Below are 15,715 nucleotides of genomic sequence, written 5' to 3' on the forward strand. Positions count from 1 at the left end.
CGCGAGAGAAAATAATAAGCGAGATAAAACAAGATGATAAGCATTATTCTCAGTGGCCACGGTGGGTTTGCCACCGGAATGGAAAAGGCGATGAAGCAAATACTTGGCGAACAACCGCAAGTGATAGCCATCGATTTTCCTGAAAGCTCCTCCACCGCCCTGCTGACGGCTCAGTTTGAAGAGGCGTTAGCCAGTCTGGATGAGCGCAAAGGGCTGGTTTTTTTGACTGATTTACTCGGCGGCACCCCCTTCCGCGTAGCCTCAACGCTGGCAATGCAGAAAGCAGACCGCGAAGTGATCACCGGTGTAAATTTACAGCTCTTGCTGGAAATGGTGCTGGAGCGCGAAGGCCTGAGTAGCCAAGAGTTCCGCCGCATGGCGCTCGAATGTGGTCACCGGGGATTGACCAGTCTGGTGGACGAGATGGGGCGCTATCGCGAAACAGCACCCGTTGAGGAAGGAATATGACGGTATTGCTACGAGCCAGACGTGTTCTTATGGAGCAAGGCTGGCTCGACAATCACCAGTTGCATATCGATGGCGACACTATCGTCGCCATCGAGCCAATCCCAACCGGCGTGACGTTGCGTGATGCTGAACTGTTGTGCCCTGCCTACATTGATATTCATGTCCACGGTGGCGACGGTGTTGATGTGATGGATGACGATCCCCACGCGCTGGGCAGGTTAGCATTACATAAAGCGCGTGAGGGGGTGGGCGGATGGCTGCCGACCACTGTAACCGCCCCACTGGAAGAAATAGCGCGCGCACTGCAACGTATCGCTCAGCACTGCCATCAAGGAGGGAAAGGGGCCACCGTGCTGGGAAGCTATCTTGAAGGCCCCTATTTCACGCCACAGAATAAAGGGGCACACCCACCAGAACTGTTCCGCGAACTGGATGTTACCGAGCTCGATAGATTGATTCAGATTTCGCGGAATACATTGCGTGTGGTGGCGTTGGCACCTGAAAAACCCGGTGCGCTAGCGGCCATTAAACATCTGAAAAGCCGCGGGGTAAAGGTCATGCTCGGCCACAGCGCGGCGAGTTATGAAGAAACATGCCGTGCTTTTGATGCTGGGGCTGATGGGCTAGTTCACTGCTTTAATGGCATGACCGGCCTGCATCATCGTAACCCCGGCATGGTTGGTGCGGGGTTAACTGACCCGCGCGCCTGGCTTGAGTTGATTGCCGATGGTCACCATGTGCATCCTGCCGTAATGAGCCTTTGCTGTGGTTGCGCCAAGCCGCGAATATTATTGATAACTGATGCGATGAGTGCGGCAGGGATGCCAGATGGTGACTATTCGATTTGTGGTCACCCGGTAACAATGCAGCAGGGGGTTGTCCGCACGGCTAGTGGAGGCTTGGCTGGAAGTACGCTTTCGCTGGATGCCGCAGTGCGAAATCTGGTTAATGACGTGGGTATACCGGCGGCGGATGCTATCCATATGGCCTCACTGCATCCCGCCCGCATGCTGGGGCTTGAACAAACCTATGGCTCACTGTCAGTGAATAAACGCGCCAATATCATTGCGCTTGATTCCCAACTCAAACTGCAAACTATTTGGATTGATGGCTTGCCGGTTCTCCTGTAGCCCTTTCATTACGTATCACATTGGTTTGTGGCTCGCACTGTCACAAACCTTTCTTTTCCTTTCGCACTTTTCGCATCAATCTACTATAAAAAACAATATTCATATATAAATCAACAGCATTTAAGAGATTTACTGCTTTTCACATCACGTTTTTCGTTTTATTTCTTTTCTTCTGTTGACCTTTCGTTTTCTTTTCTATAGATTCTCATTTAAACACAGAGCGGGTTAAATGAAACAAAACGAAAGATTACCATGTGCTGCTTTGTGCTGACCCTTTGAATATGCACTGCTAAGGACTGAGTTATGAACGAAACCCATTCTGCCCGTATTTCCAACACCTCGACCTGGACTGAAAAAGAGATTCGCCAACAACCTGAGTGCTGGATCCGATCCCTGAAAAATATTGAAAGCTTACGTCATGATATCGATGCCTTCCTTGCGCCACTGCTGCAAAAACCTGATTTACAGATTGTCCTGACCGGTGCGGGAACCTCAGCGTTTATCGGTGATATTATTGCGCCATGGCTATCACGCCATACTGAGAAAAATTTTGTCGCCGTGCCGACAACCGACCTCGTCACCAACCCGGTTGACTATCTGTCTACCGAGCAGCCCACACTGCTTATCTCCTTTGCGCGCTCAGGTAACAGCCCTGAAAGTGTGGCCGCCGTGGATTTAGCCAACCAATTAGTCAAACAGTGTCATCATCTGGTCATCACCTGCAATGAAGCCGGCAGCCTGTATCAAAATGCAGCGAAAAGCGACAATGCACTGGCGCTGCTGATGCCAGCAGAAACCCATGACCGCGGCTTCGCCATGACCAGCAGCATCACTACCATGATGGCAAGCTGCCTGGCAGTTTTTGCTCCTGAGGTTATCAGCAGCACTCGCTTCCAAGATGTTGCCACCCGCTGTCAGCAGATCATTACCGCACAAGGTAACCTGAGTGAAGCCGTGTTTGGCGACCTGCCGTTCAAACGAATTGTTTACCTCGGTAGCGGTGGATTACAAGGTGTGGCGCGGGAATCGGCACTGAAAGTATTAGAGCTCACTGCCGGTAAATTGGTCGCGTTTTATGACTCTCCTACCGGCTTCCGCCACGGGCCAAAGTCACTGGTCAATGGCGAAACACTGGTGGTGGTTTTTGTTTCCAGTCACCCTTACACCCGCCAATACGATCTCGACTTGTTGGCTGAGTTGCACCGCGACCAACAAGCCATGCGTGTCGTGGCGATCTCTGCCACCACCAGCCCAGAAATCGAAGCCGGGCCCTCTATTCAGCTACCGGCTTCCCGCGACTTTATTGATATCGAACAGGCCTTCTGCTTCCTGATGTACGCGCAAATTTTTGCCCTGACCGAATCCATCAAAGCAGGTATTACTCCGGATACCCCTTCCGCCAGCGGGACAGTTAACCGTGTAGTGAAAGGCGTGGTTATTCACCCGTGGAAAGGCTGAGAGGATCATTATATGAGTATTATTTCTACCAAATATCTGCTTCAGGACGCGCAAGCAAGAGGCTACGCGGTACCGGCGTTTAATATCCATAACGCGGAAACTATTCAGGCAATCCTCGAAGTCTGCAAAGAGATGCAGTCGCCGGTGATCCTGGCTGGTACGCCGGGCACGTTTAAACACATCGCTTTTGAAGAGATCTATGCGCTGTGTAAAGCTTATTCGGCAAGCTATGACATGCCGCTGGCGTTACATCTTGATCATCATGAATCATTGGAAGATATCAGTCGTAAGGTTAACGCCGGGGTACGCAGCGCCATGATTGACGGCAGCCACTTCCCGTTTGCCGAGAATGTGCAATTGGTGAAAACGGTGGTTGATTTCTGTCATCGCAACGATTGCAGCGTCGAAGCTGAGTTAGGCCGTCTGGGTGGCGTAGAAGATGATATGGATGTCGATGAAGAGAGCGCTTTTCTGACCGACCCACAAGAAGCACGGCGCTTTGTCGAACTCACCGGTGTTGATAGCTTGGCGGTTGCCATTGGAACCGCCCACGGCCTCTATACTAAACGCCCCAAAATTGATTTTAAGCGTTTGGCAGAAATCCGGGAAACAGTTGATATTCCGCTGGTTTTACATGGCGCAAGTGATGTCCCTGATGAATATGTCAGACGTGCTATTGGGCTGGGTGTTTGCAAAGTCAATGTGGCAACCGAGCTAAAAATTGCCTTCGCGGCGGCGGTGAAAAAATGGTTTGCCGATAATCCAGAAGGCAATGACCCGCGCTATTACATGCGAGTCGGTATGGACGCCATGAAAGAAGTGGTGCGCAGTAAAGTGACCGTCTGTGGATCTGCTAACAAATTAATTCCTGAAACTGAAGCCTCGCTATAAATAGGTTGTGCTTAGCATGTTGCCCGGTGACTGCCGGGTAACGCTACCAACTCAACACTGATTCGATTAGAAACACTTTTTAATTTAATGCCCTATCCGATTCAAAGCACTAGCTGAAAAACTGCCAACACCTTTTCTGGACCTCAAATAACAAGGACATCCGCATGAAGAAAATCATACCGAGTTCGCTCTTATTGTTACTGGTGAGCAACGGCGCTTTTGCTGCCGAATACCTCTTGAATAACGATAAACTGTCCCTCTCATTTGATGATAAAAATTCAGCTGTCGTGGTGAAAGATAAACTTTCAGACCACAAACTTGCTCCAGTGGAGCTGTTTTTCCTCACCCTCCCCAATGAAGACGTTATCCACGCCGCCGACTTCAAAATTAAAAATGTCACTCAGAAAGATGATGCTATTCACATCGATTACGAGCATAAAGACTTCGATGTCAGCGTGGTACTCAATGTATTAAAAGGGAAATATGCCAGCATCGACTATACGATTAAGGCAAAAGGTAAGGCGCGTGAGGTGGCCAAAATCACTTTCTTCCCAACCAAAGGTCAATCCCAAGCCCCTTACGTTGATGGCGCAATTAATAGCTCGCCGATTATCGCCGATAGCTTCTTTATCTTGCCGGAAAAACCTATCGTCAATACCTATGCGTATGAAACTACAACCAATCTGAATGTAGAATTAAAAACGCCGATTGAAACTGATGCGCCCGTTACTTTCACCACCTATTTCGGCACCTTTGAAGAAAATAACCAGTTGCGCCGCAGCTTTAACCAATTTATCAATGCGATGCGCCCTCGCCCTTATCAGCAGTATCTTCACTACAACAGTTGGATGGATATCGGCTTCTTCACCACGTATACCGAACAAGAAGTGCTCGACCGGATGGACACTTACGCCGATGAACTGATTAAAAAGCGTGGCGTCCAGTTGGACGGTTTTCTACTGGATGATGGCTGGGATGACCGCACCGGCAAATGGCTTTTTGGCCCAGCGTTCAGTAAGGGATTTGGGGTGGTGAAAGAAAAAGCCGACAGCCTGAATACCTCGGTGGGCTTGTGGTTATCGCCGTGGGGTGGATATAACAAGCCGCGCGATATTCGTGTTTCTCACGCCAAAGAGAATGGCTTCGAAACCGTAGATGGGAAATTCGCTCTCTCCGGCCCAAATTATTTCCGTAATTTTAATGAGCAGATTATTAAACTCATTAAAAACGAGCATATCACCTCCTTTAAACTGGACGGCATGGGCAACGCCAACTCTCATATTAAAGGTAGCCAGTTTGCTTCCGATTTTGACGCCTCCATCGAGCTGATTAAGAACATGCGTGAGGCCAATAAAGATCTGTTTATCAACCTGACAACCGGCACCAATGCCAGCCCTTCATGGTTGTTCTACGCCGACTCTATCTGGCGTCAGGGCGATGATATCAACGTCTTTGGTAAAGGCTCGCCAGCGCAACAATGGATGACCTATCGTGATGCCGAAACCTATCGTTCTATTGTGCGCAAAGGCCCGCTGTTCCCGATAAACTCGCTGATGTACCACGGTATTGTTAGCGCCGAAAATGCCTATTTTGGGCTGGAAAAAGTACAAACCGACCACGATTTTGCTGATCAGGTGTGGAGCTACTTTGCGACCGGGACTCAGTTGCAAGAACTCTATATCACCCCGTCAATGCTAAACAGCAACAAGTGGGACACACTGGCAGACGCGGCGAAATGGTCCAGGGAAAATAGTGATGTGTTGGTTGATACCCACTGGATTGGCGGTGATCCTACCGCACTGGCGGTGTATGGCTGGGCATCATGGAGCAAAGATAAAGCTATCTTTGGCCTACGTAACCCATCAGATAAAGCACAAAGTTACTATTTAGACCTGACCAAAGACTTTGAAATCCCGAGTGGTGAAGCTACCCGTTTCACCCTCAAAACGGTGTACGGTACCAACACAAGTCTTGCCAAAGACTATAGCAAACCGGTGATTATCACCTTGAAACCACTGGAAACGCTGGTCATCGAAGCCACACCAGTGGCTAGCATCAAATAATTTGCCTTCCACTATCAGGCCGGGTGATGATATTTGCCCGGCCTATCAGCCCGCACTGCAATTTTTACTCTTCACTGAAAACGCGACAGTTCATCGAGTGGGAATTGCAGCGTTTCATCCTGTTTAAACCGCGACAATAGATATTCCACCGTAACCCGCACTCGCGGCGCTATCAGTGCCCGGTGTGGATATTGAATCACCATTTCATAGTTACCCGGGTCATGTTGACCAAACAGCACTATCTTCAACGCCCCTGACTTCAGATGCTGAAGCGCATGGTGCACCCCGACCTGTGCGATGCCAAGCCCCAAACAGGCGGCCTGAGCCTGAGCTTCCGGCGCTGAAATGGTGACCACCGCTGAATCCGGCTCCACCGTGGTAAGACTGCCATCCGTGGCCCGGAATCCCCAAGGCGCAACGCGCCCGCCCAAAAATCGCCGGGCGACTAAATGATGCTTATCAAGATCTGCTGGGGAGTGAGGAACGCCATGCAGAGCCAGATATTCTGGCGCGGCAACTAAAATCATATTGAGATGACAAACCGGGCGCGACACCAATGACGAATCCGCGATACGGCCACCACGAATAGCAAGGTCATAACCATCCCGAACCAAATCCGTCACTCTGTCATCAAAATCAACTTCCACCGACAGGGCCGGATAGCGCGATCGCAGGCCCGGTAATGCGGGCAATAATTGTTCGCGGCCAAATGCCGCACTGGTTGAAATTCGCACATGCCCGCTAGTCTCCATCTTGCGTGCGACCACCATATCCGCAGCCGTATCTAGCGCCTCAATAGCAATACGGGCCTGTTTCAGGAAGACACTGCCCTCCTCAGTCAAACTTAGCTTTCTTGTTGTTCTATTCATCAGACGTATACCGAGAGCCTGTTCAAGGCTGGCGATATTTTTACTGACGGCAGCAGCACTGATGCCCTGAATACGGGCCGCGGCAGTAAAACTGCCAGAATCAGCGGCCTCAACAAAAGACAAAATGGCCCGCACCCGCTGTGATAATTCCATATCCCTTCCTCGCGAAATCAATATTTCCGACAGCTCCCCATCAATTATTAACCTCAGGTTGAATATGATTCAACCATAGCTGCCATTAAAGTTATCAATAAACCGCGTCATACTCTCCGCCATCAAGGGTGAGCAGTAAAAAATGAATAAAGGAAATAGAGAATGAAAAGCTTAGTTATTGTTTCGCATCCCTATCCAACCCAATCAAAAATAATCAAATCATTGCAGCAGACAGCGGAAGGAATAGAGAACGTCGAGGTACGTAACCTTGAGTCTCTCTATGGCAATAACCTGAACGGATCTGATGTCGCCGCAGAGCAGGCAGCTTACGAAGATATTGATCGCATTGTTTTTATCTATCCAACGCACTGGTTCAATATCACTCCTATGCTGAAGGCCTATTTAAATGAAGTCTGGACTTACGGCTGGGCTTTCGGCCCGGGTGGCGATGCACTCAAAAATAAACAGATGCTGGTCGTCACCTCAGCGGGTGCGAGTGAATATACCTATTCTCATGATGGATTGATTCAAAGCACCATGGATGAAGTATTGACACCAATGAAAGCCAGTGCGCTCTATGTTGGGATGAATTATATGAAGCCGCTGGTATTTCATGACGTCGCCGGTGCGAATAAGCCACACATCGCGCAGTTCCAACAAAAATTGTTAGCAGCACTTTCAGATAAATAATTCGTCGTCACGTAGGGCGTGTCAGGGCATCAGGTCTTTCCGCCATGCCCTGGTAGAGTCAAAATCATCAACAAAGGAGGTAACAGTATGAATTTTCTGACCAGCATGGCCGCCACTACCCTATTTTCTGTCAGCCTCATGTCAGTGGCTAATGCCGCACCTCTTTTACGGATTTTTGAGCTTGGCATTCAGGATAATCAGCAACAGGCATTTAATTTGGCCGGTCAGGAGAACCTGACAGCGTCTGTCAGCACCGAACCGGGAGTATTGGCGATGTATGCGGTTAGCCCAGTAGATAAGCAAAATCTGTCATATTTATTCGAGATTTATCAGGATAAAAATGCTTATGAGGCGCATGTTGCGTCACCTCATTTCAAGGCTTACCAAGCGAAAGCGCCCAGTTTACTCACCGAGCATAAAAAACTTACCGAAACCGAGGCTCAGTTTTTCGCGGAAAAAGCCGCCCCCGTATGGATAATCAACGGCTCAGATAAACCGGTAATGCGCTATGCAGAAATCACTCTGAAAAACGGCGTCAATGAACAATTCCGCCAGATTGTGATCGATGAAATGAAAGCGGCAATGGAAAAAGAGGACGGCGTGTTAGCGATGTATGCCGCCACAGTGAAAGGCCATCCTGAACAGTGGCGTTTTGTGGAAATCTATGCGGATGATGCAGCCTATGAACTTCATCGCCAGACCCCGCATTTTCAGCATTACATTCAGGCTACAGCCGACATGTTGCAGGATAAGAAATTGACAGTATTAACCAATCGCAGCTTGGTCAATAAAGGTGGGCTCTATTTCAACGTTCTTGATTGATATCCCTGTAATGAAAGCAACCTAATAGTGAAGATATAAATAATATGACTGCCACCAAAACCTGGTTGATTACAGGCGCGTCGAAAGGCCTTGGCCTGATATTAACGCAACAATTATTAGCCGCCGGACACCGTGTTGCGATTGCGCTTCTTTATCGGGGAAGATGTTTATCAAGCGGCGAATACCAAGCTTGATTCAGTAAAATGCGATTTAGCAATCCGGCAAGCTGATACACTCTCAATTGGCTTTTAACCCTCGGTTGTTGTACAAAAAACCATGCAATTGCTGGGTTTCTGTTTTTATGATCCCCTGCAAAAAGGTGCCGAGCTTCTTTTGTTTTTCTCATCCCCCCTCAATTCAGGCAATAACCTTGCTCTGGCTTTTGACGCTTATCATTCAAATGTTAATATAGGTGGCTGAGGGTGCTTGATATTTTGATGACAAAGGAAACGTTTTGAACACAAAAAGCAGAATGCGGTTGTGGCCACGGTTGGCGTTATATGCAATAACTATTTTGCTATTGGCTGGGTGCTCAAACAAATCAAAGCGCGACTATTCCACGTTACCGAAAGGCAGTTACAACGATAAATCCTATACCGTTAAGCGCGGCGACACGCTCTATTTTATTGCCTGGATCAGTGACAGCGAAGTCAGTGATCTTGCCCGAATCAACAAACTCAGCCCGCCCTATCGGCTAGAAGTTGGGCAAAAACTGCGACTCAACAGCGCTACCTCTAGTGGAAGTTTGGCGTCGAATAAACGTAAATCTTCCAGCTCTACGATAACTAAATCCACACCGCCACCAGGAGCAGGTGGTTGCTGGCGTTGGCCAACCAGTGGTCAGGTGATATCGAAATACTCCACTGCCGATGGCGGTAATAAAGGTATTGATATTGCGGGCAAACGTGGGCAGCCGGTATATGCATCAGCCAAAGGACGTGTCGTGTACGTTGGGAATCAGTTACGCGGTTATGGCAATCTAATCATGATTAAGCACGGTAATGACTTTATTACGGCTTATGCTCATAACGACACCATGCTGGTGAAGAATGCGCAGGATGTGAAAGCTGGGCAAAAAATAGCCACATTGGGAAGTTCGGGAACCGATACTCTGATGCTGCATTTCCAAATTCGTTACCGGGCGACCGCCCTTGATCCCCTGCGCTATCTGCCCGCACAAGGAACCACACCTAAGTGCTAATCCTTGATACTTATCCTATTTAGTCCATCTCAGATAAGCAAAAGGCTCCTCAAAAGGAGCCTTGGTATTGCGACGTGAAAGATTATGACGCCAGAACTTGTTTCACGAATGCTTTAATTTCTTCAACCTGACAGTTGTCGAAGAAGCACTGCTGGAAGCGTTCACCGCTCACCGCAGTTTTGACCAATTCAGGGTCGATCGCGCGCAGTGTATCCAGATAATTTTCTTTCACTACCGCAGCCTTAACTTGGTTCAAAATACCTGCGTTACGTACTTGCGGCTCTTTACGATCCAGTGGGTAGCCTTCACCTTTAACGCCAGTAAATGCTTTCTCAAAGATATAACGCACATTCAGTTCTGCACCCCAGCCAAAACCTTTGGCGAATGGCAGGGACAGGGCATTACCGTTATTAATCTGAGCAAACAGGAAAGCATCCGCAGGATCGATGCAATAACCGCACACAACACCAGGATGGATGTTCAATGACATCATTGCACCCTGACCAGTACCACAGCCAGTTACCACAAAATCGACTGCTTTAGAGTTAAGCAGAATGCTGGCCATAATACCCAGATGAATATAAGTCAGGTGATGATCGTTTTCATCACTCATGCCCACGTTGTATACCGGGTACGCTTTTTCTGAGGCTACAGCGTTCAGCTCTTTCAGGATAATCGCGTTTTTAGTTGCCTGACTGTTTTCCATCATCAGTGCAATTTTCATTATATTCTCTCCGATTTGGTCAATGAAACCGAGTCCATTGAATGTGTTGTTTGGCTTGATTATAGCGAAGATATCACTATCAAAACAACATTTCAATTTTAATGAAAATTAGTTCTACACACATCACATATCAACATGACGCAGATTGAGAAGGCTCGATTTTCTCTTCTCCTATCGCTAGCACTCAGTTTGGATAACAGCCTAAAGTAGCAAAGCCGCGCAAGGTGGACTGCGCGGCTTCGTTGTTACACAGGATAACTGATTAGGGCAACATCAGTGATGTAGCATCTCGTGAACAATTTCATCTTTGTCCGAAGATATTGGGTAAAAAGTTGGCCAGTTTTCCATTTCTTTGAGGAGTTTTTCTTGTGACTCATTACCCATGTATATATGAAAATGATGGGATTTATGCGGCTCGATAATATGGTCACTAAACTGGACATATTTAGGCGCTTTGGCATTAGCATCTTTACACTCATACAAATAGCGCACCCCTTTCTTCCCTGACTCATAGTGCATTATTTTAAAACCTGAGTAAGTATATTGGCAGGAGCTAACCGCCTCAGCAGTATGAAAATCAATAGTGTTATTCTCAATACCGATCATATTAATATCGGTGGCATAACCTTTTTTATAATATTCTCGGTATTGCTCAACTGTTTTATCTTTGTTCTTTTTCGCCTTATCGGCGAGTACCGGATCCAAATCTCCCTTTAACAGATAGGGATTAACAGATTGCCAGACTCCGTCCCAATCACTGAGCGACCGATCTTTGACATCTTTATCGGCAAAAATACCTTCACTCGCTTTGCGAGCAACATCCGACTGTTGATGCTCGTGACCATGGCTATGTTTACCGTGGGCCAACGAATTAAAACTGGTCAATGAGAGACAAATGCTGAGTGCTATTAGTGGTAAATGGGGAAGTTTCTTTGGCATGCGTGCCTCCTGGCTGATTGCTTAATGTGTTATGTTATACCATTACACATCAAGCAATCAATAGCTTTGGCACTTTCAAGCCATCCGGAATTGGTATTGAATAACTAGCGTTTTTTACGATTACGGTGCATATCGATAGCTACTGCACTGACGATGATAATCCCTTTAATAATGTCTTGGATGTATGAATCCACACCAATAAAAGTAAAACCACTTTTGATCAATCCCAATATTACCGCCCCAATCACTGTGCCGGTAATGCGCCCAACGCCCCCCATCAAGCTGCTACCACCAATCACTGCAGCGGCGATGGCATCCAGCTCATATGATTGACCCATACTGGATTGCCCGCTGCTTACGCGCGCCGCCAGAACCACACCAGCTAAACCAGCCAATCCACCGGCAATGGTATAAACCATCACCAGATATTTATTAACGTTAATGCCAGAGACTTTCGCGGAAATCATATTTCCACCAATGGCATAGACATATTTACCGTAGCGAGTGTGTTTTAATGCAATATGGAAAATGACAGCGACAACTAAGAAAATAATAACGGGCATTGCCCCCTGACCGATTGCCGTAAAATCATCAGAGAGAAAACTGACCGGATTACCTTTGGTATAGTACTGAGCCAGCCCTCTAGCAGAGACCATCATCCCCAAAGTTGCAATGAATGGCGGGATCCCGGTGCGAGTAATTAGGAAGCCATTAATAAAGCCACAGAGAATCCCTACCCCTATTCCTGCAGTAATAGGAACAACCGCAGGCAAATCCAATAGGTGTGGATACATTGGAGAAATACTATCAGATGTTTGTGCCAAACTTGCGGCAACCACAGCAGTTAATGCAATTAAAGAACCAGAGGAAAGATCAATACCCGTGGTGATAATGACCTGTGTCACTCCGACAGCAATAATACCTATTATTGCAACTTGCAAGATAATCAATAATAATCGATTAGGATTTAATAGAAATGACTGGTCACGGATAAACCAACCAAGAAACTCGAAGATTAATGCAATACCGATCATGACAATAAAAATACCGGTATCTTTAGGTAACTTACCTTTTAATCCGGACATAAACGAATGTTCTTTTATCGAGCTAGTCGTCAGTGACTTATCAGCTTTAATATTATTCATTATCATTACCTTCCTGCAATTATTCAGAGGCTAGCGCCATTATCTTCTCTTGGCTGGCATCTTGCTTGTCTAATATTCCCGTAATATGACCACCATGCATAACCATAACTCTGTCACTCATTCCTAGAATTTCAGGTAATTCAGAGGAAACTAAAATAATGGCAACACCACGATTGGCTAATTCACTAATTAAGCGATAAATCTCTGATTTTGCCCCGACATCAATACCGCGAGTGGGTTCATCAAGAATAAGTATCTTAGGCTGAGCTAATAACCAGCGTGCAATCAAAACCTTTTGCTGGTTGCCGCCGCTCAGATTATTAATAATTTGGTCCATGGTAGGTGTTTTAATATTTAGCTTTTTAATCTGCTCCATGCAGTCTTGTGCCATTTGCCCATGACTGACGAAACCTTTTTTATTGATATACTCTGAAAGATTCACAATGCTCATATTCTCAACCACCGACAGCACGAGAAATAATCCTGATTTCTTGCGGTCTTCGGTCAAAAAAGCCAACCCTTGTTCAATAGCTTTTGAGGGTGAGTCAATGTTGACAGGCAAGCCCTCAATAAAAATTTCGCCACTATCTGCTGGATGCATGCCGAATAGACTTTCCATCACTTCACTGCGGCCCGCACCGACTAAGCCAGCCACACCCAATATCTCACCTCGTTTAACCGTAAATGAAATATCACGGAACAAACCATCACGGCGCAATGCACTGACTTTAAGTACTTCTTCGCCAATGTTATTATTAAATTTTGGGAACATATGGGTCAGTTCACGACCAACCATCATGGTGATTAAAGATTGTTTTGTCAGATTTTCTGTCTTATCTGTAGCAACAAACATTCCATCACGAAAAATACTGACTTCATCCGTAATTTCAAAAATTTCATCCATTTTATGGCTGATATAAATAATGCCTTTGCCTTGCTCTTTTAATTCATTAATAATCGCAAAAAGGTGAAAAACTTCCCCTTCAGTCAATGCTGATGTTGGCTCATCCATGATTAAAATATCGGCATCATATGAGACAGCTTTGGCTATTTCGACCATTTGTTGACTGGCTATATTTAACTCACCAACGACCATTTCTGGTTTTAATCTTATATTGAGATGCTGTAATAAATCCCCCGTCTTACTGTTGAGCAAGTCATGATTAACTAACCCATAATGAACAGGCTCTCGTCCTAGCCAAATATTTTCCGCCACCGTCATATGTGGCACCAGATTTAATTCCTGATGAATCATTGCAATACCCGCATGAAGCGCGTCTAAAGTATCGCTAAAAGTGACGACCTCACCTTTTACTTTTATTGTGCCTTCATCTGGATGATATATTCCAATCAAACACTTCATGAGTGTTGATTTCCCTGCTCCATTCTCTCCCATTAATGCATGGACACTGCCTGGTTTTATTTTTATGCCCACTTTATTCAGTGCTTTAACACCAGGGAATTGCTTACTGATGCCTTCAGCCTCGAGAATGTAAGGATACATATGACCATCTCCATCATCTCATTATCTTCTGTTGAACGTGCCGTATTTATTCACTTAATAAAATGATAAATACGGCATTATCTATCTATTAAAATAGCGTCAAAGCACACATTTTATTGTGTGTAATTCTAAGTTTAAAAAAAATATTGACCTATTCACCGCAAGTTATTGAGTTAATTACTTACTAAGAATAGTTTCTATTTTATTTTTTGTTTTTATTGGCGAAATCTTGATAATTATCTTTGGTAATTAACTGGTAAGGGATCATCACGCTACTTTCTACTTTCTGACCAGATGCTAATTTAATGGCGGTATCTACTGCCCCTTCTCCTTGTCCTTTCGCATCTTGGAAAATACTGACATTAAGATCTCCTTTCTTAATAAACTCAAGTGCATCCGGCGTGCCATCAATCCCCCCAATCACCACACCTGTTTTCTTGGCTTGTTTTAAAGCAAGAATAGCACCAATAGCCATTTCATCGTTATTTGAAGCGATTGCATCTATTTGCTGCCCAGAAAGAATCCAATCGGTAGTAACATCAACAGCTTCTTTGCGGAAGAATTTTGCAGTTTGTTTATCAATAATATGAATGCCTGGATACTGAGCCGCAACTTTCTCAACACCTCGGGTTCTGTCTCGGGTCGCCTCACTTGAGAGCTCGCCCATAAGAATCATGACGTTACCCTTTCCACCCATCAGTTTTGCCAGTTCTTCCATCTGTAAGCGCCCTGCCAGTTCAGAGTCAGAACCAACATAGGCCATACCAGAAGGTAAGGTTATTTCAGGGCGACGATTTACAAAGACCAGCGGGATTTTGGCCTGCTCAGCCAGTTTAATCATTGGCTTCACACCTTGAGTATCAACCGGGTTGAGAATAATGGCATCGACTCCCTGACTGACGAAATTCTCTACCTGCTGAATTTGTTGAGCAATATCTCCTTTTGCATCTTCAAATTGCCCAGAGACATTCCCTTCTTCTTTCATCTTATTTTGCATAGCCTGACGCAGTATTGTCAGGAAGTTGTCATCGAAGTAGGCCATAGAAACGCCAATCTTCAAGTCTTTAGCATAGGCGCCCAATGGCAGCATACAGATAGCGAGTGAGGTAATAATGATTTTCTTCAGCTTCATGATCTATACCCTTCAATAGTGGAATGCATTAACATTTCGATGCCTACTTATTGAAAATATTTTTTTACCACTACTTAACTTGGTCAGTGATAAACATAGCTATTTTAGGCATCTCAGTGCGCTTTCCGTGAATGCAACCGCCCCATCCCCGGCCTACAAATTTCATAACTCAATATAAAATAATGAATTAATATTTTTTACTTTCTAATGACAATCCCTCCTTCGTTTTTTAAATATTTATTTCAAAATTAAGATTATTGAAATTTTTAACACCAAACAACCGAAATGTGTGTTTTGTATCGAGCAAATAACAAAACTATGACAGGGATCTAACAAATGCTGGTAATTTAAGCGCCAGCCAATGAATGGACGCATGATTAAACTGCGGCAAAATCACCTATAGCGGATTTAAGCAGAAGAGAAAAATGGAAGAAAGTAATAGCGGAAAACCCTGAGTATATGCCCATTCACTCTTAAATATCGGGCATATACTGGGTGTTTTTGATGAAATCAAATGATGGTTTAA

At 45.8% G+C, this 15,715-nt stretch carries 14 protein-coding genes; 8 read left to right on the plus strand and 6 right to left on the minus strand.

What is annotated here, in order from left to right; translation table 11 throughout:
• Positions 1-33 precede the first annotated feature (33 nt).
• From agaF to yacT, 5 genes are all read left to right on the plus strand, one after another.
• Positions 34-468, plus strand: coding sequence for a PTS galactosamine/N-acetylgalactosamine transporter subunit IIA (agaF, locus tag FTA96_RS04320; protein ID WP_050107321.1), 435 nt, complete (start codon positions 34-36; stop codon positions 466-468).
• Complete coding sequence (gene nagA, locus FTA96_RS04325) at positions 465-1,598, plus strand: N-acetylglucosamine-6-phosphate deacetylase (RefSeq protein ID WP_145573231.1); 1,134 nt, start codon at positions 465-467, stop codon at positions 1,596-1,598. The genes agaF and nagA overlap by 4 nt, the downstream gene beginning before the upstream one ends.
• A gap of 303 nt (positions 1,599-1,901) precedes the next feature.
• On the plus strand, positions 1,902-3,056 hold the full coding sequence (locus FTA96_RS04330; protein WP_145573233.1) for an SIS domain-containing protein: 1,155 nt from the start codon (positions 1,902-1,904) through the stop codon (positions 3,054-3,056).
• Positions 3,057-3,068: 12 nt separating this feature from the next.
• Positions 3,069-3,947 (plus strand): tagatose-bisphosphate aldolase subunit KbaY, encoded by an 879-nt coding sequence (kbaY, locus tag FTA96_RS04335; RefSeq protein ID WP_050107324.1) that lies wholly within the window; start codon positions 3,069-3,071, stop codon positions 3,945-3,947.
• Between the two features lie 164 nt (positions 3,948-4,111).
• Positions 4,112-6,010, plus strand: a complete 1,899-nt coding sequence (gene yacT, locus FTA96_RS04340; RefSeq protein WP_145573235.1) for an enterotoxin YacT — start codon at positions 4,112-4,114, stop codon at positions 6,008-6,010.
• Positions 6,011-6,081: 71 nt separating this feature from the next.
• Here the strand turns inward: yacT and FTA96_RS04345 are convergent, their stop codons facing one another.
• Positions 6,082-7,032, minus strand: coding sequence for a LysR family transcriptional regulator (locus FTA96_RS04345; protein ID WP_145573237.1), 951 nt, complete (start codon positions 7,030-7,032; stop codon positions 6,082-6,084).
• Positions 7,033-7,194: 162 nt separating this feature from the next.
• Here FTA96_RS04345 and FTA96_RS04350 point away from each other — a divergent pair, with 162 nt between their 5' ends.
• The 3 genes from FTA96_RS04350 (at position 7,195) to actS (ending at position 9,745) form a co-directional block, all read left to right on the plus strand.
• Complete coding sequence (locus tag FTA96_RS04350; RefSeq protein ID WP_145573239.1) at positions 7,195-7,722, plus strand: NAD(P)H-dependent oxidoreductase; 528 nt, start codon at positions 7,195-7,197, stop codon at positions 7,720-7,722.
• Positions 7,723-7,809: 87 nt separating this feature from the next.
• Complete coding sequence (locus tag FTA96_RS04355) at positions 7,810-8,544, plus strand: putative quinol monooxygenase (RefSeq protein ID WP_145573241.1); 735 nt, start codon at positions 7,810-7,812, stop codon at positions 8,542-8,544.
• Positions 8,545-9,016: 472 nt separating this feature from the next.
• Positions 9,017-9,745 carry an amidase activator ActS gene (actS, locus tag FTA96_RS04365; RefSeq protein ID WP_050107329.1) on the plus strand — a complete coding sequence of 243 codons (729 nt, stop codon included), beginning with the start codon at positions 9,017-9,019 and terminating at the stop codon, positions 9,743-9,745.
• Positions 9,746-9,827: 82 nt separating this feature from the next.
• Here actS and FTA96_RS04370 read toward each other — a convergent pair whose 3' ends face one another.
• From FTA96_RS04370 to FTA96_RS04390, 5 genes are all read right to left on the minus strand, one after another.
• Positions 9,828-10,469 (minus strand): RpiB/LacA/LacB family sugar-phosphate isomerase, encoded by a 642-nt coding sequence (locus FTA96_RS04370; protein ID WP_050107330.1) that lies wholly within the window; start codon positions 10,467-10,469, stop codon positions 9,828-9,830.
• Positions 10,470-10,742: 273 nt separating this feature from the next.
• Positions 10,743-11,408, minus strand: a complete 666-nt coding sequence (gene zinT / locus FTA96_RS04375; RefSeq protein ID WP_145573243.1) for a metal-binding protein ZinT — start codon at positions 11,406-11,408, stop codon at positions 10,743-10,745.
• Positions 11,409-11,512: 104 nt separating this feature from the next.
• A complete protein-coding gene (locus FTA96_RS04380; protein ID WP_050107332.1) occupies positions 11,513-12,553 on the minus strand; it encodes an ABC transporter permease in 1,041 nt (346 codons plus the stop codon).
• A 19-nt stretch (positions 12,554-12,572) separates the two neighbouring features.
• The gene (locus FTA96_RS04385; RefSeq protein ID WP_145533573.1) at positions 12,573-14,057 is read right to left on the minus strand and encodes a sugar ABC transporter ATP-binding protein; all 1,485 of its coding nucleotides are present in this window, start codon (positions 14,055-14,057) and stop codon (positions 12,573-12,575) included.
• Between the two features lie 202 nt (positions 14,058-14,259).
• Positions 14,260-15,189 carry a sugar ABC transporter substrate-binding protein gene (locus FTA96_RS04390; protein WP_050107334.1) on the minus strand — a complete coding sequence of 310 codons (930 nt, stop codon included), beginning with the start codon at positions 15,187-15,189 and terminating at the stop codon, positions 14,260-14,262.
• Positions 15,190-15,715 lie beyond the last annotated feature (526 nt).

Origin of the sequence: Yersinia alsatica (assembly GCF_902170305.1) — a bacterium.
Lineage (GTDB): Bacteria > Pseudomonadota > Gammaproteobacteria > Enterobacterales > Enterobacteriaceae > Yersinia > Yersinia alsatica.